Source organism: Streptomyces sp. Tu6071, assembly GCF_000213055.1.
GTDB lineage: Bacteria > Actinomycetota > Actinomycetes > Streptomycetales > Streptomycetaceae > Streptomyces > Streptomyces evansiae.
In genome coordinates this window covers 2,642,168-2,660,229 of the sequence record NZ_CM001165.1, presented here as the reverse complement: position 1 = coordinate 2,660,229, position 18,062 = coordinate 2,642,168, and the positions used below count along the sequence as shown (strand labels likewise).

At 74.4% G+C, this 18,062-nt stretch carries 18 protein-coding genes; 8 read left to right on the top strand and 10 right to left on the bottom strand.

Going from position 1 to position 18,062, the window contains the following annotated elements:
- Positions 1-191 precede the first annotated feature (191 nt).
- The 3 genes from STTU_RS10840 (at position 192) to STTU_RS10830 (ending at position 2,656) form a co-directional block, all read left to right on the top strand.
- A complete protein-coding gene (locus STTU_RS10840; protein WP_009068411.1) occupies positions 192-905 on the top strand; it encodes a maleate cis-trans isomerase family protein in 714 nt (237 codons plus the stop codon).
- Between the two features lie 89 nt (positions 906-994).
- On the top strand, positions 995-2,089 hold the full coding sequence (locus STTU_RS10835) for an LLM class flavin-dependent oxidoreductase (RefSeq protein WP_009068412.1): 1,095 nt from the start codon (positions 995-997) through the stop codon (positions 2,087-2,089).
- A 93-nt stretch (positions 2,090-2,182) separates the two neighbouring features.
- Complete coding sequence (locus STTU_RS10830; protein ID WP_009068413.1) at positions 2,183-2,656, top strand: carboxymuconolactone decarboxylase family protein; 474 nt, start codon at positions 2,183-2,185, stop codon at positions 2,654-2,656.
- Positions 2,657-2,719: 63 nt separating this feature from the next.
- On the opposite strand, the gene STTU_RS10825 is transcribed toward STTU_RS10830, so the two are convergent.
- Both STTU_RS10825 and STTU_RS35865 read right to left on the bottom strand, forming a co-directional pair.
- Positions 2,720-3,466 carry a dienelactone hydrolase family protein gene (locus STTU_RS10825; protein WP_007822663.1) on the bottom strand — a complete coding sequence of 249 codons (747 nt, stop codon included), beginning with the start codon at positions 3,464-3,466 and terminating at the stop codon, positions 2,720-2,722.
- 180 nt (positions 3,467-3,646) lie between these two features.
- Positions 3,647-3,778, bottom strand: coding sequence for a hypothetical protein (locus tag STTU_RS35865; protein WP_007822662.1), 132 nt, complete (start codon positions 3,776-3,778; stop codon positions 3,647-3,649).
- A gap of 116 nt (positions 3,779-3,894) precedes the next feature.
- Here STTU_RS35865 and STTU_RS10820 point away from each other — a divergent pair, with 116 nt between their 5' ends.
- Both STTU_RS10820 and STTU_RS10815 read left to right on the top strand, forming a co-directional pair.
- Entirely contained in the window at positions 3,895-4,545 is a 651-nt protein-coding gene (locus STTU_RS10820; RefSeq protein WP_007822661.1) for a hypothetical protein, read from the top strand.
- A 14-nt stretch (positions 4,546-4,559) separates the two neighbouring features.
- Positions 4,560-5,573 (top strand): hypothetical protein, encoded by a 1,014-nt coding sequence (locus STTU_RS10815; RefSeq protein WP_007822660.1) that lies wholly within the window; start codon positions 4,560-4,562, stop codon positions 5,571-5,573.
- A gap of 130 nt (positions 5,574-5,703) precedes the next feature.
- On the opposite strand, the gene STTU_RS10810 is transcribed toward STTU_RS10815, so the two are convergent.
- The 8 genes from STTU_RS10810 to STTU_RS10775 all read right to left on the bottom strand — a co-directional run bounded on the left by STTU_RS10810 (position 5,704) and on the right by STTU_RS10775 (position 15,113).
- A complete protein-coding gene (locus STTU_RS10810) occupies positions 5,704-7,065 on the bottom strand; it encodes an aldehyde dehydrogenase family protein (protein ID WP_043254798.1) in 1,362 nt (453 codons plus the stop codon).
- Positions 7,062-8,303: a hypothetical protein gene (locus tag STTU_RS10805; RefSeq protein ID WP_106432127.1), complete on the bottom strand. Its 1,242-nt coding sequence runs from the start codon at positions 8,301-8,303 to the stop codon at positions 7,062-7,064. The genes STTU_RS10810 and STTU_RS10805 overlap by 4 nt, the downstream gene beginning before the upstream one ends.
- Complete coding sequence (locus tag STTU_RS10800; protein ID WP_043254796.1) at positions 8,297-9,577, bottom strand: glucarate dehydratase family protein; 1,281 nt, start codon at positions 9,575-9,577, stop codon at positions 8,297-8,299. The genes STTU_RS10805 and STTU_RS10800 overlap by 7 nt, the downstream gene beginning before the upstream one ends.
- A complete protein-coding gene (locus STTU_RS10795) occupies positions 9,574-10,512 on the bottom strand; it encodes a 5-dehydro-4-deoxyglucarate dehydratase (RefSeq protein WP_007822654.1) in 939 nt (312 codons plus the stop codon). The genes STTU_RS10800 and STTU_RS10795 overlap by 4 nt, the downstream gene beginning before the upstream one ends.
- Before the next feature lie 222 nt (positions 10,513-10,734).
- Complete coding sequence (locus tag STTU_RS10790) at positions 10,735-11,046, bottom strand: DUF4190 domain-containing protein (protein ID WP_007822653.1); 312 nt, start codon at positions 11,044-11,046, stop codon at positions 10,735-10,737.
- A gap of 229 nt (positions 11,047-11,275) precedes the next feature.
- The gene (locus tag STTU_RS10785; RefSeq protein ID WP_007822652.1) at positions 11,276-11,896 is read right to left on the bottom strand and encodes a DUF4232 domain-containing protein; all 621 of its coding nucleotides are present in this window, start codon (positions 11,894-11,896) and stop codon (positions 11,276-11,278) included.
- A gap of 184 nt (positions 11,897-12,080) precedes the next feature.
- On the bottom strand, positions 12,081-13,724 hold the full coding sequence (locus STTU_RS10780; protein WP_007822650.1) for an N-acyl-D-amino-acid deacylase family protein: 1,644 nt from the start codon (positions 13,722-13,724) through the stop codon (positions 12,081-12,083).
- Between the two features lie 51 nt (positions 13,725-13,775).
- On the bottom strand, positions 13,776-15,113 hold the full coding sequence (locus STTU_RS10775) for an alanine racemase (protein ID WP_007822649.1): 1,338 nt from the start codon (positions 15,111-15,113) through the stop codon (positions 13,776-13,778).
- Between the two features lie 213 nt (positions 15,114-15,326).
- Between STTU_RS10775 and STTU_RS10770 the strand changes: the two genes are divergently transcribed.
- The 3 genes from STTU_RS10770 to STTU_RS10760 are packed head-to-tail and all read left to right on the top strand — an operon-like array spanning position 15,327 to position 17,887.
- On the top strand, positions 15,327-16,586 hold the full coding sequence (locus tag STTU_RS10770) for a sugar kinase (RefSeq protein WP_007822647.1): 1,260 nt from the start codon (positions 15,327-15,329) through the stop codon (positions 16,584-16,586).
- Positions 16,583-17,464, top strand: coding sequence for an IclR family transcriptional regulator (locus STTU_RS10765; protein ID WP_043254794.1), 882 nt, complete (start codon positions 16,583-16,585; stop codon positions 17,462-17,464). The genes STTU_RS10770 and STTU_RS10765 overlap by 4 nt, the downstream gene beginning before the upstream one ends.
- Before the next feature lie 6 nt (positions 17,465-17,470).
- Complete coding sequence (locus tag STTU_RS10760; protein WP_007822645.1) at positions 17,471-17,887, top strand: RidA family protein; 417 nt, start codon at positions 17,471-17,473, stop codon at positions 17,885-17,887.
- The last annotated feature ends 175 nt before the right edge of the window (positions 17,888-18,062 follow it).

Genomic DNA, 18,062 nt, shown 5'->3' with positions numbered 1-18,062 from the left:
GTCATACAAGGGAGATTTGCGGATCTACCTCTCGCCGTGCGTGCCGCCCCGGTCCGCGCGACCCTGGAGGCGGGGCCGGAAAAGTCCGGTACGGGCAGGTGTGGCGGGCGGTGAGCGGGCAGACGCACACAGGCAAGGTGAAGGTCCTGCCCCCGGGGCAGGCCCGTACCCGTACCCAAGGGAGCAGTGACGTGACCGCACTCGGCTTTCTCTATCCCGGCCACGCGGCGGAGGACGACTACCCGCGCATCGAGCAGACGCTCGCGAGCGACATCCGGCTGCCGCTCGTGCACGTCCCCGCGCGCGGCGGCGAGGCGGGCTGGCCGGGCGAGGCACTCGCGGGGGAGGCCGCCGAGGAACTGCGGCTCTCGGGCGCCGAGGCCGTCGTCTGGGCCTCGACGCTCGGCAGCGCGAGCGGCGGCCCCGACGAGGCCGTGCGGCAGGCCGACCGGCTCGCGAAGGACGCGGGTGCCCCCGCCTCCGGCACGGCCGCCGCCTTCGTCAACGCCGCGCGCGAACTCGGCATGACCCGCGTATCCCTCGCGACGCCGTACGACGAGGCGCAGACCGAGACCCTCGCCGGCTACTTGCGCGCCGCCGGTTTCGACGTCGTACGGGCCGTCGCGGGCGGCCCCGCGAGCCCCGCCGAGGCCGCCGACTGGGACGCCGAGGCGCAGGCGAAGCTCGTACGGGAAGCGGCCGAGCCCGGCCCGGACGGCGTCCTGCTCGCCTGCACGGCGCTGCGCACCGCCGCGCACATCCCGCAACTGGAGGTCGCCGCCGGACGCCCCGTCCTCACCGCGAACCAGGTGAGCGTGTGGGAGGCGCTGCGGCTCGCGGAGCGGCGGGTGCGGGAGCCCGCGCTCGGCACGCTCTTCACCGTGCTGCCGCCCGTACGGGGCTGAGCGCGGGGACCGTGCGGGAATAAGCGGCGGCCCCCTCCTGTTGTGGCGCCGAGTAACCGCGACACCCGCACGACCTGGAGGCATGACCGGTGGACGACGTCGACGAGATCCGAGGCACCGCGCAGGGGAGCGCCCCCGTACCGCTCTCCGTACTCGACCTGGTCACCGTCGGTGCCGGGCACACCGCGAGCGAGGCCCTCGCCACCGGCGTGCGGATCGCCAGGACGGCCGAACGGCTCGGCTACCACCGCTACTGGGTCGCCGAGCACCACTCGATGCCCGGCATCGCCTCCTCCTCGCCCGCCGTGATCCTCTCCCACCTCGCCGCCCACACCGAGCGCATCCGCCTCGGCTCGGGCGGCGTCATGCTGCCCAACCACGCGCCGCTCGTCATCGCGGAGCAGTTCGGGACGCTGGAGGCGCTCGCCCCCCACCGCGTGGACCTCGGCCTCGGGCGCGCCCCGGGCACCGACGGCGCCACCGCGCAGGCACTGCGCCGCACCGAACGCCCCGGCGAGGGCGCGGACGACTTCCCGGCGCAGGTCGCCGAGCTGGCCCGCTTCCTCGACGACGACTTCCCCGACGGCCACCCCTACCGCCGTATCCACGCGATCCCCGGGCCCGTCCAGGCCACCTCGCCGGGCGGCGTGCAGTCCCCGCACCGCCCCCCGCTGTGGCTCCTCGGCTCCTCCGGATTCAGCGCCCAGCTCGCCGCGATGCTCGGCCTGCCCTTCGCCTTCGCGCACCACTTCGCCGCGCAGAACACGATCCCGGCGCTCGACCTCTACCGCGAGAACTTCCGCCCCTCGGCGGTCCTCGACAAGCCGTACGCGCTGATCGGCGTCGCCGCGCTCGCCGCCGACGACGAGCGAGAGGCCCGCCGCCAGGTCATGACGGGCGCGCTCAGCATGCTCCGCCTGCGCACGGGCCGCCCCGGTCTCGTCCCGACGCCGGAGGAGGCCGAGGCGTACGAGTGGGGCCCGATGGAGGAGGAGTTCGTGAGCGGCTGGCTCGCGAACATCGTCCACGGCACGCCCGACGCGGTCCGCGAGGGCCTCAACGACCTCCAGAAGCGGACCGGCGCCGACGAACTGATGCTCACGGCCAACGCGCACGGCGGCGAGGCGCGGCTGCGCTCGTACGAGCTGATCGCGGAGGCGTACGGGTTCGGCGCCGCCGGATAGCGCGGGGCGGGCCGCGTCCCCTGTCACGTTTTCGTGCGCCGTCCGGTCACAGAGGTGAGAACGCGAGACGCACGAGGACCCAGGGAGTACGACATGGACGCGAGACTCAACGTGTTCGGCAGCGCGGTGGCCGGGAAGATCGTCGGACTGCTCGCCAGGACGGGGCCCGTCATCGACAGCAGCGGACTGCCGCCCGCGACGGGTGAGCTGGTGAAGATCCGGGCCAGCCAGATCAACGGCTGCGGGTTCTGCACCGACATGCACACGAAGGACGCCCTCGCCGCCGGGGAGACGCAGCTCCGCCTCAACCTCGTCGCCGTGTGGCGCGAGGCGACCGTCTTCACCGAGGCCGAGCGCGCGGCCCTCGCGCTCGCCGAGGAGGGCACCCGCATCGCCGACGGCGCGGGCGGCGTCCCGGACGAGGTGTGGGCCGAGGCCGCGAAGCACTACGACGAGGAACAGATCAGCGGCCTCGTCGCCCTCATCGCGATCATCAACGCCTACAACCGCGTCAACGTCATCACCCGCCAGCCCGCGGGCGACTACCAGCCCGGCCAGTTCGGCTGACCGGCCAGTTCGCCTGACCGGCGGAGGCGGGGCCCGCGCCGGGGACGGGCCCCGCCCCGGCCGTCAGGCGCGGCCACTGAGATGGCGGGCCAGGAACCGCAGGTCGTCGTCGAGTTCGTACGCCTCGGGCGGCGCGGAGTGTGTGCCGGGCCGGGCGTGCAGGGACTTCTCGGCGGAGCCGATGGCGTCGAAGAGGGCGAGGGAGTCGGCTCTCGGCACCCGTTCGTCGTCCCACCGCACGAGGAAGCGGACCGGTACGGAGACGCGCGCCGCCTCAGCCGCGTTGGCCACGCCGCCGCCGAGCCCCCACACGGCCGCCCGCACGCGGGGTTCGGCCGCCACGAACGGCACGCCGAGACCGCAGCCGAGCGAGACACCCCAGTAACCGACCGCCCGCTCGCCCACGTACGGCAGTCCCCGCACCGCGTCGAGCACGGCACTCCACTCCGGCACGGTCTGCCGCGCCACCAGGGCCTGGAACTCCGCGATGAGCGGCGCGAGTTCGGCACCGTCCTCGACGCGCCGCTGATGGGCGCGCGCGAGGTCGTCGTACGCCGGATCGACCGGGCGGTCCCCGTGACCCGGCACGTCGACGCACACGGCCGCGTACCCGGACCGGCGCACACAGCTCAGCCCCAACTCCCTGATCTCCGGCGCATTCTTGTGCCGCCCGCCCCCGTGCCCGAGCAGCACGAGCGGCCGGGGCCCGTCCGCCCCCTCGGGGGTCCACAGCACCCCGGGAACCTCGCCGACGGAGAAAACCTGTTCGCGCACGCCGCCCTGGGCGGTCGCGGAAGAGAGAAAACGCATGGCAAGCCATCCTCACGGGCTTACGCGGGTGCTGCCCCGACCATGCGAAGGGCGACGAGGGAGCCCCGACCTGTCACAACGGACACGGCGTCGAATGCGGCGTTGATCGGACTCACCTCCTCGGACAGCGGACGGACGCACGGCGGGGCAGACGCTAACACGGGGCACGCCGGGCGGTATTCACGGTGCGGGCGATGGGGCGGCTCCAAGGGCGCCGGACCGCCGTTCGAGCCCGTCCCAGTGGATCAGGTGGTAGTCGGCGGCCAGTTCGTCGTGGAAACGGGACACCGACTGCTGCGGAATCGCGGACATGTCAGGAGATGAACGCGGGCCGCCGGGGCGGGTCCGCGAGCGGGCCTGGTGCCCCGCATGTCACCCTCGGTACGTTGGATGCGCTCTGGAGCTCTTGCCGTTACGGGGGTTGACCTGTGAAGTGCCGATCGGTCGCGTATGTCCTGACCGCTGTCGTCTGCGGGGCCGGACTGGCCGCCTGCGGCAGTGACGACGGGGGAGGCAAGGACGACAAGACGGTGGCGGGAGCGGAGGAGAAGACAACCCGCCCGGCGCCCTCGCCGTCGGCGTCGGCTTCCGCTGTGAAGCGGCCGGAGATCAAGCTGCCGAAGGACATCTCCATGACCTTCGAGGGTGGGAAGACCGGGGATGCCGCGAAGGACAAGGCCCTCGCCGACAGCGCGGAACGCATGCGCGCGCTGAACGCGGTCATCGCCGGGACAGATCCCGGCGGGAAGGCCCTCGCCGTCTACACCACGGGCACGGCGACGGAAGCCTCCGCGAGCTGGATCAACCAGTTCAAGGACGCCGGCCTGACGATCACCGGTCAGTTCCGGTACTACGACCGCAAGGCCACCGTCAACGACGACGGCACCGCGACCGTTGTCTTCTGCGCGGATGAGAGCAAGGCGTACGCGAAGGAGGAGAAGACGGGCAAGGTCCGCAGGACGACGCCCTCGGACGAGGACTTCATCATCTACAACACCCGCCTGGCGAAGAACGACGACGGGATCTGGCAGACGACGCAGGTGATCTCGAAGGCGGGGGTGAAGCAGTGCGTGCGATGAGGACGAGAGCGGCGGTGCCACTTGTTCTCGCGTCCGCCCTGGTAGCGGCGCTCGCCACCCCCGCGTGGGCGCGCACCACTCCGGGCGATACCCGCGAGGGCGAGCCCCCCGGCACCGGCGGCGGCCGGCAGGGTGACACGCTCACCGCCGGGGCCGCCGGGATCTCGTACACGCGTTCCGGGGGCGGTGGCGGGAACAAGGTCGCGCCGCTCACCGCCGCCGGGAACTGGACGCCTCCGCCCTGCTACTACGCCCCCAGGTACACGCCCCAGGAGCTGGAGGACACCCTCGTCCCCATCTGGCAGGCCGAGTCGACCGGGCACGAGTGGGACCTCAGCCAGAAGAAGAAGTACGAGGACGGCGAGCCGTACAAGGACTTCAACAAGGACAAGGCGGGCAAAGGCTTCTGGTGGGCCTCGTACGTGACGCCCGGCTTCGAGGGCGACCCGGGCTCGCTCGCGTGTGACCAGGAGATCTTCTGGGTGGACAAGGGCGATCCGCCGCCTGCGAACATCCCGCAGGCCATCACCCCGGAAATCCTCGCCCAGTTGGCTTACGGGGAGATCCGCGTGCCGGGCACGGAGGTGGAGTTGGCGCCCGGCGGGGAGTCCAAGGTGAACCTGCCGACGTGGGTGTGGCTGGAGAAGGCGAAGTTCACGCCCGTGTCGGTCACGGCGCGGGTCGACGCGCTCGGGATCGAGGCGACGACGACCGCCGAACCCGTGTCGCTGCGCATCGAGCCCGGCACGGCCGACGCCCGTACGCTGCCCGCCTCCGGCACCTGCCCGATCCGCGACGACGGCTCGATCGGGGAGCCGTACGCGCCCGGCAAGGCGGACCGCACGCCTCCGTGCGGCGTCACGTATTTGCGCTCCTCGCGCGAGGGGAGCTTCCCGCTGCGCGCCACGGTCACCTGGAAGGTGCACTGGACGGGTACGGGCGTCAACGGCGAACAGCCGCTGCCCGAGGGGTCGTTCGGCGCGGAGCAGGACGTGGTGGTGCGCGAGGTGCAGTCCGTCAACCGCTGAGGGAGCGGTGCCGGACGCGGGGTGCGGGCCGTGGCGCCGCCGACGGGCCCGCACCCCGCGCCAGCCACCCCGCGCCAGCCACCCCGCGCCAGCCACCCCGCGCCAGCCACCCCGCATCCCGCGCTCCCCGCTACCCCGCAAAACCCCCGAGCAGCCCCCGCGGCACCCCCTGCAACGCGACCGGTCGCGTGAACCTGTCGACGGCCGCCGTGCCGACGCTCGTCGACCACGGGGCGGAGGTCGCGGGCCAGGGCCCGCCGTGGACCATCGCCTCGCACACGGCGACGCCGGTCGGGACGCCGTTCCACACGACGCGGCCCGCGCGCAGCGCCAGGGCGCGCAGCAGCGGCGCCGCGCCGGGCTCGTCCGCCGGGGTGCCGAGGAGCGTCGCCGTCAGGCTGCCGGGGAGGGTACGGGCCAGTGCGGCGTACGAGGAGGCGGGGGCCGTCGCGAGGACGACCGCGGGCCCGAAGTGCTCGTCGAGCAGCTCGCCCGTGAGGCGGGTGGCCGGGACGCGGACGGCGAAGGGTCCCGGGGCCCCGGGCCCGGCGGTGACCGCGGCGTCCGGCAGGGCACGCGCCGCCTCGCCCCACGCCTCGTGCGCGCGCGCCATCGGCGCGGTCAGCATCCGGTGGGACGGCGCGGCGGCCACCGCCTGCGCCAGGGACTCCGCCAGCTTCTCGCCCTCGGGCGTCTCCGGGAGGACCACGAGGCCGGGCTTCGTGCAGAGTTGGCCCATCGCCCGCGTCACCGAGCCCGCGAGCGCCGCCGCCCACTCCTCGTCCCCGGCCGCCCCCGGGAGGACGAACACAGGGTTCAGGGAACCCATTTCGGCGTAGACCGGGATCGGCTCGGGGCGGGCCGCCGCCGCGTCCATGAGGGCGCGGCCCCCGGTGAGGGAGCCGGTGAAGCCGACGGCGCGGATCTCGGCGGCGCGTACGAGGGCCAGCGAGACGTCCGCACCGCCTTCCACCAGCGAGAACACGCCCTCCGGGAGGACCCCGCCGAGCGCCCGCGCGACCGCGCGCCCCGTCTCCGGCTGTGCCGGGTGCGCCTTCGCGACGACGGGACAGCCCGCCGAGAGCGCCGCCGCCGTGTCACCCCCGGCGACGCCGAACGCGAGCGGGAAGTTGGAAGCCGCGAACACCGCGACCGGCCCCACGGCGACGCGCACCGTACGGACGTCCGCGTCCCCCGCCGCGACGCCCGCCGAGACCCGCTCGGGCGCGTGCCGCCCCGCCGCGACATGCGCGCCGAGGAGCCGCAACTGCGCTGTCGTGCGCGCCATCTCGCCGCGTAGCGCGTCCGGGGCGAGGCCGCTCTCGTCCGCCGCCGCGGCGACGATCCCGTCCGCCGCCGCCTCCAGTGCCGCCGCGCAGGCGTCGAGCAGGTCGCGGCGGGCCGCGGGGGCGAGCGCGCCGAAACCCTCCGCCGCCGCGCCCGCCCTGCGGGCCGCCTCCGTCACGGTCGTGCTACCGGTCGTGTCCGTCATTCCCTCGTTCCTTCCGCCTGGCGCCACTCGCGCACGATCGTTCCCAGGACCTCCAGGCGCGCGGCCGGGGCGAGGCCCAGGTGGTAGAGCCCGAGCCCGCTCGCCCCGGCGGCGCGCAACCGCCGTGCGTGCGCCGGTACGTCGTCCGGCCGCGCGGGGGGCAGTGCCGTCACGTACGCCTGCACGGGGGTGCCGCTGTCCGTCGCCGCCTGGACGGCCTTCTCGCTCGCCGCGCCCACCGGCCACACCGGGACGAGGAGCGCGTCCACGTCGGCGGCGGCGCGCGGGGTGAGCCCCGGCGAGGGCCCGGTGGCCCACGGGTCGGGGTGCGCGTGGAGGGTCACGGGCGCGGCGGGTGCCTCGGCGCGCACGGCGGCGAGGACCCCGGCCCGCAGCGCGTCGGTGGCCTCGTGGCGTACGGCGAGGAGGGCGGACGCGAGGTCGTCGGAGAGGGGGAGACCGGTGCGTACCGCCGTGCGCAGGGCCGCGCGTACCGAGCCCGGGTTGAGGCCCCGCGCGGACCAGGAGTGGGCGCAGGCCGCGCAGCAGCACACCGAGAGCCAGCGGGCCTCGTCCGCCGTCCAGGCACCTTCCGTCTTCTCGTGCACGCCCGCGTGGACGACGCCGAGCTGCCCGCAGCCTTCGAGCGAGACCCCGTCCACGGGGACGCCCTCCAGGGCCTCGGCGGTGAGCGAGGCGGCGTACGCGCGGACCTCGGCGTGGGAGGGGCAGAGCGCGTAACGGTAGTGCTCGCCGTAGCAGTTGACGACGGTGAGGTCCGGGTGCGCGGTGCCGAGCCGTGTGTCGTGGCCGAGGACGAGCCACGCCGTGACCGCGAGACCTTCCGCGCGCAGAAGGTTCGCCGCCGTGCCGAAGGGGTCGGGTTCCTCGCCGGTCCACGAGGACGCGGCGGGGCGCAGCCGGGCACCGGCCCAGCGGGGCGCGGCGGGGTCGGGCGAGGGGCGGTAGAGCGCGGAGTGCGCGGCGTCGACGAGGCGGCGTGCGGGGTGTCCCGGGGTAGCCGCGCGCGTCGAGTGGTAGGTCGCGGCGAGCGTCACGGAGCTGAGTCCGGTGGCGCGGACGCGGTCCGGGAAGCCCGGGTCGCCGAGCACGTCCCAGGGGTAGGCGTGGCCGGAGAGCGGCGCGGGCGCGGTACGGGGCCGGGCGGGGCCCGCCGCGTCGCGGGTGTCCGCCCTGTGCTGCGGCCCCTGGGGGCCGTGCGTCGCGGGGGTCACCACTTCGCCCGTCCCACCGTGAAGTCCGGCACGAACTGCCGCATGTACGTCGTGTCGTCGCGCTCCGTGATGCCGCAGCGCGTGTAGTTCTCGTGCAGGCGGGCGAGGGCGTCGCGGTCGAGCGCGACGCCGAGCCCCGGCGTCGTGGGCACACTGACCTTCCCCCCGTGGAAGGTCAGCGGGTGCTCCACGACGTCCGTGCCGTCCTGCCACGGGGTGTGCGTGTCGAGCGCGTGGTCGAGGACGGGGACCGCTCCGGCGAGGTGGACCATGGCGGCGAGCGAGATGCCGAGGTGGCTGTTGGAGTGCATCGAGACGCCGACGCCGAACGCGCGGCAGATCGCGGCGAGTTCGAGCGAGCGGCGCAGCCCGCCCCAGTAGTGGTGGTCGGCGAGGACGACCTGCACGGCGTTCCGTGTGAAGGCCGGGGCGATGTGCTCGAAGGCGACGACGCACATGTTCGTGGCGAGCGGCATGTCCGCGCCGCGTGCGACCGCCGCCATTCCGTCGATGCCGGGGGCCGGGTCCTCCAGGTATTCGAGGAGCCCGCGCGTCTCTGCCGCGACTTTGAGGGAAGTCTCGACGGTCCAGGCGGCGTTGGGGTCGAGCCGCAGTTCGTGCGTGGGGAAGGCGGCGCGCAGCGCGTGAACGGCGGCGACCTCCTCCTCCGGTGCGCGGGTGCCGCCCTTGAGCTTGATCGACTCGAAGCCGTAGCGCTCGGTCATCGCCCGCGCCTGCCGCACGATCCCGTCCGCGTCCAGGGCCTCGCCGAAGGAGTCGGGGGTCGCGCCCGGGTGGCCCGCCCACTTGTAGAAGAGGTAGGCGGAGAAGGGGACTTCGTCGCGGAAGCGCCCGCCGAGCAGGTCGGAGACCGGACGGCCGAGCGCCTTGCCCTGCGCGTCGAGGCACGCGACCTCGAAGGGCGAGTAGACCTGGAGCAGCGTCTTCTCGCGCGTGGCGGGCCCGATCAGGCCGTGCTTGTCGCCCGAGGCCGCCGCCCCGTCGAGCGCGGCGGCGGTCCGCCGGTAGGCGTCCGCGAGGTCGAAGACGTCAAGGCCGGGGAGGGCGGCGGCGGTCCGCCGCACGAGGGCGAGGTGCGCCGCGTCGCCGTACGTCTCGCCGAGCCCGTACAGGCCCTCGTCGGTGCGGATCTCGACGATCGTGCGCAGCGCCCAGGGCTGGTGCACCCCGGAGGCGTTGAGGAGGGGCGGGTCGGGGAAGGCGATCGGCGTGACGACGGCCTCGGTGACGCGCGGTCCGCGCGCGGCGGCGCTCACGCGACCACTCCCCGCGCCGCGATGCCCGCGAGCGCCGCCCGGCCGCGCGCGATGATGTCCTTCAGCTCGGCGACGTGCTCCTCGGTCGCGTCGAGCAACGGCGGCCGTACGGGGCCGACGTCCAGGCCCGCGAGCCGCGCGCCCGCCTTCGGGAGGGCCACCGCGTACCCGGGCGCCTTGTCGCGCAGGCCCACGAGCGGCACGTAGAACTCGGCGAGCAGCGTGCGCACGGCGGTGACGTCCCCGCGCGTGCTCGCGCGGTGGAAGGCGACGGCGATGTCCGGGGCGAAGCACAGGACCGCCGAGGAGTAGCCGGTGACGCCGATCGCCTCGTAGGCGGGCACCGAAACCTCGGCCGTGGGCAGCCCGTTGACGAACGCGAAGCTCTCCGCGCGGGGGTGCCCCGAGGCCCGTACCGTCGCGATGATCCGCTGCATCGCGTCCACGTCGCCGCGCCCTTCCTTGATCCCGGCGACGGTCGGAAGGTCGAGCAGCGCGAGAGCGGACGGCGGGTCGAGCACGGCGTTGGCGCGCTGGTAGACGACGAGCGGCAGGGGGGTCGTCCCGGCCACGTGCCGTACGTGCGCGACGAGGCCCGCCGGGGCGGATTCGATGAGGTACGGGGGCATGAGGAGCAGCCCGTCGGCGCCGGCCTCGGCGGCGCCGCGCGCGAAGCCGGCGGCGAGGCGCGGGCCGCCGCCGACGCCCGCGTACACCGGGACGCGCCCGGCCGCGACCTCCACGGCGGTCGCGACGACGGCGCGGTGCTCCGCCGCGTCGAGCGCCGAGAACTCGCCCGTGCCGCATGCCACGAAGAGCGCGGCGGGCCCGGCGGCCACCTGCTGCTCGACGTGCTCGGCGAAGACGTCGCGCGCGAAGGTGTCCTGTGGGGTGAAGGGGGTGAGCGGGAAGGAGTACAGGCCCTCGGGCAGCATGGGTGTCCTCGCAGATGCGTTCATGTACGTGAACGGTGTGCTCGTATGTGATCGATGTGCAGCGTCAAGGTAATCCCCGGAATTCGGGGGGTCAATGGCGCCCTGTCACGCGAGGAGGTGGGGGCGGGGGCGGCGAGGGGTGCGGTTTCCGGGGGCGGGCAGACGAACGGCCGCCCTCCGCAAGGGAGGACGGCCGGGGACGCGGGGGTGTGCCGGGGCGGGTCAGGAGGCGAGGACCGCGACGGCGACCGCCCAGAAGACGAGCGCGCCCACGATCGACACGGCGCCGGTCACGATGCCCGCCGTGCCCATGCCCTTGCCGGGCGCGCCCGCCTTCGCGCGGCGCGTCGTCATGACGCCGAAGACGACGCCGAGCACACCGAGCGCGAGCCCGAGGATCGGGATGAGCCAGAAGAAGATCAGTCCGCCGATACCCGTCACGAGCGCGGCGACCGCCAGCCCCGGCGTCTGCGTGCCGGTCGCGGGGCGGCCGTGGTAGGAGGTGCCGGAGGCGGGATTGTCGTAGCTGGTCACGGGGCGGTCCTTTCCTGCGGGAATCGTGCGGCTCGTGTGCCTTTCGCTGTGTGGAGCCGGGTGCCCGTCGAGAGCGAACTCACGCCCGTGAGAGCGAATTTGGGGTGGAAGGCGCGCTTCCGGAACGGGAGCGGGGGCATGACGAGGGGCCGGGGCACGCCCCCCGGCGTGCCCCGGCCCCTCGGCCGGGTCCGTACTCGTGCTCCTGCCGGTGCTCCGGCGCCCCGGGTCAGCTCACCTTGTAGGCGTACGCGACCGGCGTGACGCTCAACAGGCCGTTGTCCACCCACTCGTCGAGCTTCAGCGTCTTGTGGGTCGTGGAGGCGGGCGGGGTCACGACGAGCTTGGCGGCGTGCCGGGCCTCCGGCGTACCGGTGTTGGCGTGGGTCCAGGCGATGACGGCCTGGGCGCGCTGGCCGTTCTTGAGGGTCAGCGTGGTCTTGCCCGGGTCCTGCGCGTACCAGGTGTTGCCCCACGACGTCTTCGACGTGAGCGTCTTGCCGTTGGCGTCCTGGAGGCCGAGGCCCGGGTAGCCGCGCAGGGCGCACGTGTGGCCGCTCGTGTTCTTGAGGTCCAGGATCGCGCCCGCGTGGTTCATCCCGCCCGCGAGGCGCTTGCTCAGCGAGACGCTGAGCCCGGAGGTCGAGCAGGTCGGCGTCGCGGCCTTCGCGCTCGTCCCGGAGGCGCTGGCCTGCGCCATCGTGACGGCCCCGACCGCGCCGGTGAGCGCGAGCGCGGCGAGCGGTGCGGCTATGCGCCGCGCGATCCGGCCCTTGCGACCGGGCTTCGCGGCGGTGCCCACGGTGGGGTCGGTGTCGGTGATCTCGTTCGGGCTGCCGGTCATGGCCATCGTCCTTTCCTCGTGCGTGTACGAGGTTCGATGGCGGGGTCCGGCGGAAAGTTCACGGATGGGCGAAGATTTTTTCCGGAGTGCCGGTCCGGGGCCGGTCCGGGGCCGGTCCGGGGCCCGCCCGGGGTCGGTCCGGGGCGTGTCCAAAGTCAGTCCAGGGCCCGCCCGGAGCCCGTCCGGCGCCTCAGCGCCGCCCCGTCCCCCGTACCGAACGCCCCGGCGTCGCCTCCGTACGGGCCCCGTCGCGCAGCACGAAGTGCCCGTCGACCAAGACGTGCGGGATGCCCACGGGGAGCGTGCGCGGGCTCTCGAAGGTCGAGCCCGCCGCGACCGTGGCCGGGTCGAAGAGGACGAGGTCGGCGCGGTAGCCCTCGCGCACGAGGCCCCGGTCGGGGAGCCGCAGGCGCGCCGCCGGGCGCGAGGTGAGGTGCTGGACGCACTCCGCGAGCGAGAGGATGCCCACCTCCCGCACGTACTTCCCCAGGTACTGCGGGAACGTGCCGTACGCGCGCGGGTGCGGCTTCGCGCCCTGGAGGATGCCGTCCGAGCCGCCCGTGTGCACGGGGTGGCGCATGATCGCGCGGACGTTCTCCTCGTGCCCGACGTGCTGGAGGATCGTCGGGCCGAGGCGGTCGGCGAGGAGCAGTTCGCGGGCGTACGCCCACGGAGCGACGCCCCGCGCGGCGGCGGACTCGGCGACCGTACGGCCCACGGCGTCCGCGAGCCCGGGGCTCGTGACGCCCGAGATCTCGATCGTCCCCCACTCCATCGGCACCCCGTGGCAGCCGTCCGAGCCGACCACTTCGAGGTCGTGCCGGATGCGTTCGGCGGTCTCCGCGTCGGCGAGCCGCGCGAGCGTCGCCTCCGGGCCGCCCTCGCTCGCCCAACTGGGCAGCACGGCGGCGAGCGTCGTGGAACCCGGGGTGTACGGGTACGTGTCGAGGCTGATGTCGGCGCCGGCCGCGAGCGCCCCGTCGAGCAGCGAGACCAGCTCCGCCGCACGGCCCTTGTTCACGCCGAAGTTCATGGTGGCGTGGGCGAGATGGAGCGGGCAGTCCGCCTCGCGCGCGAGAGCGACCATCTCCTCGTACGCCTCCAGCGCGCCCGCCCCGTACGAGCGGTGGTGCGGGCAGTAGTAGCCGCCGTACTCGGCGACGACCCGGCACAGCTCGGTCAGTTCGGCGTCCTTCGCGTACATGCCCGGCGTGTACGTGAGCCCCGAGGACATGCCGACCGCGCCCTCGCGCATCCCCTGCGCGACGAGTTGACGCATCCGATCCAGCTCGGCGGCGGTCGGCGGGCGGTCCTCCCAGCCCATCGCGTGCATCCGGACCGTGCCCTGCGGGACGAGGTACGCGGCGTTCACGGCGAGGCCCTGCCGGTCGAGCCGGTCCAGGTACTCGCCCACCGTGCGCCAGTCGAAGTCCACGGAGTCGTCCCCGGGCCCGCCGCCGTTCCAGCCCGCGATCGTGCGGCGCACCTCGGCGAGCGTCCGCTCGTCGGCAGGGGCGTACGAAATGCCGTCCTGGCCCAGGACTTCGAGCGTCACGCCCTGCGCGACCTTCGCCGTGTGCGCGGGGTCGCGGAGCACGGCGAGATCGCTGTGGGCGTGCATGTCGATGAAGCCGGGGGCCAGCGCGAGCCCGTCCGCGTCGAGCGTGCGCGCCGCCGACAGGCGCCGCCCGTCCCCCTCCCGCCCGATCCCCGCGATCCGGCCCCCGCGCAGCAAGACGTCGGCGCGGTAGGGCTCTTCACCCGAGCCGTCGACCACGAGGGCGTCACGGACGAGGAGTTCGGGGCCGGGGGAGGGGGCGGGTGCTGCGGGCATGGGGCTTTTCCTGTTCGGGGAGGGACGCGGCAGAGGGAGTGCCGGGGATTCCTAGAAGAACGTCCGTACGTAGTCCGTGACCGTGCCGTCCGCCGTCGCGACGGGGATCAGCTGCCACTTGTCGAAGGACGTGCACGGGTGCGAGAGCCCCATGCCGAGCCAGTCCCCGACCTCGAGCTCCGCGTCCGGCTCCGTGCGCACCCAGCCGTGCTGGTCCGAGAGCCCGCTCACCGCGATGCCCCCGGCGCCGCGTACCTCGCCGGTGCGCGCGTCCCGTACCGCCTGCGCCTCGGGCAGGTCGAGGTCGTATGCGGCGTCCCGCTTGCCCGCGTTGACGAACGCCTGCTCGGCGGACGGGCGCGAGACGACCTGCGCCCACAGCCGGAAGGCCGGGTGCAGCGCGCCCTCGTCGGGGACGCGGTTGAACGGCGTGAGGTGCTTGTAGTGCCCGTCGTCGTGCGAGACGTACGCGCCCGAACGCAGCACCTTCCTTACCGGCGCGCTCAGTTCACCGATCTCCGCGAACGCGGTCGCGACCGCGTCGAACCAGGCGCTGCCGCCCGCGCTCACGATGATCTCGTCCGTGCCCGCCGCCGTGAACCGGCCCGCAGCGTCGAAGTCCACGAGGAGCGTGGTGAGCCTGCGCAGCCACGCGAGCACGCGCTCCGGGTCCGCCTCGGGTACTTCGCCCTCGTACCCGGCGACCCCGACGAGCCGCAGCGTGCCCGTCGCGGCGACCGCGTCCGCGACCGCAGCGCACTCCGCCTCCGTCCGCACCCCGGTCCGCGCGCCCTCGCCCGCGCCCAGCTCGACGACGACGTCCACGCGCCGCGCGCTCGACGGACCGGCGGGCAGGGACCCGGCGGCCTCGCGGAGCGCCGCGTCCATCAGCTCCACACCCCGCACCGAGTCCACGTAGCAGACGAAGACGAAGTCCGGGTCGGCCGCCAGCTCGGCCGCGAGCCAGCGCAGCGCCGCCGCGTCGACCAGCTCGTTGGCGAGGAACACGCGCGGCACGCCGAAGGCGCGCGCGACACGGACCTGGTGCGGCACCGCGAGCGTGATGCCCCAGGCGCCGCGCTCCAGCTGCCGCTGGAAGAGCTGCGGGGCCATCGACGTCTTGCCGTGCGGCGCGAAATCGAGGCCGTGGCGCTCGGTGTACGTCTCCATGAGCGCGAGGTTGTGCTCCAGCGCCTCGGCCGAGAGCGCGAGCACGGGGGTCGTGAATCCGCCCGTGAAGAGGTTCCTGCGCTGTCCGGCCAGCTCGGCGACGGTCAGGCCCTCGGCGTCCGGAGGCAGCCCCTTGAAGCGGCTGTCCACGCGGACCGCGGAAAGCCGGTCGAGCGCGAGCCGGTCGAGGGCGGCGGGGCGGCTGTGCCCAGCGGTCATGACGTACTCCCAAGGGGCCGAGGCGGCGCGCCCCCCTCGCGCGGGCGACGGCGTTTTCCGGCCGCCCGTGTTGCGCAGGGTGCAACGCTCATTGCGTATGTCGCTTCATGGTGTCTAACATCCTGGACGAGTCGGGGTCAATGAGGCGGGTGGGACGCCGGCCCCGCACCGGCCCGGGAACTTCCACCCCGTACGTACGACGAGAGGCAGACCGTGAGCGCGACCGACACCGCAGCCGCCACCGTTCCGGCACCGGCCCAGGCCCCCGGCCAGGCCGGGGGCACCGGCGAGAGCGGCCCCGGCGCCGAGGTCGTCTGCCTCGGCGAGTCGATGGTCACCTTCGTCCCGCAGACCACCGGCCGCCTCGCCGACGTCCCCGCCTTCACGCGCGCCATCGGCGGCGCCGAGTCCAACGTCGCCTGCGCCCTCGCCGCCGCCGGGCACCGCGCCCGCTGGGTGAGCCGGGTCGGCGCGGACGGCTTCGGCGAGCACCTCGTGGACGCCATAGCGGCGTACGGCGTCGACACGAGCGCCGTCACACGCGACCCCGCCCGCCCCACCGGCATCTACTTCCGCACGGCGGCCGACCGCGACGCCGACGCCGCCTTCGAGGTCGTCTACTACCGCGCGGGCTCCGCCGCCTCCGCGATGTCCCCGCACACCGTCCCGCTCGACGCGCTGCGCGACACCCGCGTCCTCCACGTGACCGGCATCACCGCCGCGCTCTCGCCCGACTGCCTCGCCCTCCTGCGCACCCTCACCGAGCGGGCGCCGGGGCGCCCCCTCGTCTCGTTCGACGTGAACTTCCGGGCGAGCCTGTGGCCCGACAGGGCGGCGGCGGGCGAGGTCCTGCTCGGCCTCGCGCGCGGCGCCGACCTCGTCTTCGTCGGCGAGGACGAGGCGGAGACGGCGTGGGGTGTCACGGGCGGCCCGCAGGCGGTGCGCGACGCGCTCCCCGAACCGACGACGCTGGTCGTCAAGCAGGGCGCGGGCGGCGCGACGGTGTTCACGCGCTCCGGGGCCGGGGAGGACGCGACTCCGGCGAACGGGGCCGGCGATCCCCGTACCGGCGAGGCGCCCGCGGCCCTCCGTACCGCCCCCGACGCCGTGATCCACGAGCCCGCGCCGCGCGTCGACGTCGTCGCGCCGGTCGGCGCGGGCGACGCCTTCGCCGCCGGGTACCTCTCCGGACTCCTGCGCGGCCTGCCCGTCGCGGACCGGCTGCGGCAGGGACACCTGCTCGCCGCGAACGTCCTCACCGTGGCCGCTGACCTCACGACACCCCCGCCGTGCGCCCTCACCGACCGCCTCGCCGCGCTCGACGCGGAGGAGTGGGGCGGGCTCGCGCTGGGACCGGGGTGGGCCGAGGCGGCTCAGTCGGCTGAGGCGGCTGGGGCGGGTGGGGCTGCTCAGTCGGCCGAGGCGGCTGAGGCGGGCGGGGCTGCTCGGTCGGCCGAGGCGGCCGGGGCATGAGCCAGACCGTCGATCGCGCGCTGAGCATCCTGCCGCTGCTCGCCGAGGGCCCCGCCGACCTCGGCGGCGTCGCGGAACGCCTCGACGTGCACAAGTCCACGGCGCTGCGCCTGCTCCGCACCCTCGCCGAACACGGCCTCGTCTACCGCCAGCACGACGGCCGCTACCGCCTCGGCTCGAGGCTCTTCGCGCTCGCCGCGCAGGCCGTCGAGCACCTGGACGTACGCGGCATCGCGCACCCGCACCTCGTCCGCCTGGGCGAGACGTGCGGGCACACCGTCCACCTCGCCGTGCACGAGGAGGGTGAGGTCGTCTACCTCGACAAGGTCGACAGCCGCTACCCGGTCCGCATGTACTCGCGGGTCGGCAAGACCGTCCCGATGACCGTCGCCGCCGTCGCGAAACTCATCCTCGCCGACCTCCCCGAGCCCGAGCGCCGCGCCGTCGCCGAACGCCTCGACTACCCGCGCTACACGCCCCGTTCGACCCCGGACGCAGCCGCGTACCTCAAGGAACTCGCGCGCGTACGCGAACAGGGCTGGGCCACCGACCTCGGCGGCCACGAGGAGTCCATCAACTGCGTCGCCGCCCCCGTGCGCGGCGCCGACGGACGCGTGGTCGCCGCCCTCTCCGTCTCCGCGCCGAACGTCGTCGTCAGCGCGGACGACCTGCTCAGTCTTCTCCCGCTCGTGCGCCGCACTGCCGACGCCGTGAGCCGGGAGTACGCGGGAACGCCCGTGCCGGGTGGGACCGTGTCGGGATCGCCCGTGCCGGGTGGGACCGTGTCGGGATCGCCCGTGCCGGGTGGGACCGTGTCGGGATCGCCCGTGCCGGGCGCGCCCGTTGCCGCCAGTGAAACGCCGAACAAGGAAGCCTGACCCGCCATGCCGACCGAGAAGACCGCCCTCACCCCCGCCACGCACACCGTCCCGCCCGCGAAGTTCTCCCACGGCGTGAAGAAGGGGAACATCCTCCAGGTCGCCGGCCAGGTCGGCTTCCTCCCCGCCGTCGAGGGCCAGGCCCCCACCCCCGCGGGCCCCACCCTGCGCGAGCAGACCCTCCAGACCTTCGCCAACGTCAAGGCGATCCTTGAGGAGGGCGGCGCGAGCTGGGACGACGTGATGATGATGCGCGTCTACCTGACCGACGTCGACCACTTCGCCGAGATGAACGAGATCTACAACGCCTACTTCGAGGAGCAGGGCCTCACGCAGGCCCCCGCGGCCCGGACGACGGTGTACGTGGGACTGCCGAAGGGCCTGCTGATCGAGATCGACGCGCTGGCTGTGCTGGACAGCTGAGTCCCGGCGGGCGAGTGCGGGGGGCAGGTGTCGGGGGCGCGGTGAGGTGTTCGGGACGGGATGAGGTGGGGCGGGGCCTGTTCGCCGACTTCGTACGGTTGGCGGCTCCGGTGCCTGTCTTGGTTCCGGTTCCGGACCCGCCCTGTCGCCCTCGCCCCCCCCGTTTCGCCCCCGC